The sequence below is a fragment of the Mesorhizobium sp. M8A.F.Ca.ET.021.01.1.1 genome (genome assembly GCF_003998025.1).
GTDB lineage: Bacteria > Pseudomonadota > Alphaproteobacteria > Rhizobiales > Rhizobiaceae > Mesorhizobium.
In genome coordinates this window covers 1-404 of sequence record NZ_RZSJ01001126.1, presented here as the reverse complement: position 1 = coordinate 404, position 404 = coordinate 1, and the positions used below count along the sequence as shown (strand labels likewise).

1 pseudogene is annotated in these 404 nt (G+C 63.4%); it reads right to left on the bottom strand.

Features of this window, described 5'->3' with window-relative positions:
* A pseudogene (locus EOA36_RS36930) lies at nt 1-404 on the bottom strand (MFS transporter); the annotation flags it as partial.

Sequence of the window (404 nt, the reverse complement as noted above, 5' to 3'; positions counted from 1 at the left end):
AAGGAGATCTGTGACAATGCCGCTACGTTGATCGCCGCGGGGCGATCGCTTCGTTGAGCGGCGGCCGAGATCGCCAGCGGGAAGATGGCGCTGCTGCCAACGCCCAGAAGCGCGAAGCCGAGCATCGAGATAAATGGCGCGGGCGAGAAGAAGACCAGGAAAACGCCGGCAGCCATCATCGCCAGGAGGACGCGCGCCACGCCGCTTGGCGAATGGCGGTCGACGAAGCTGTCGGCGAAGAAACGCGTCGTCGCCTGCGAGAATGCAAACAGCGCCACTGTGAAGCCGGCGACAAAGGGGCCGGATTCGAACACGGTGCGCATGTAGATTGCCGACCAGTCGATGCTGGCGCCTTCCAGCAGCATCGCCGAAAGCGTCACCGCGACGAGGACGAGTATAGGCAA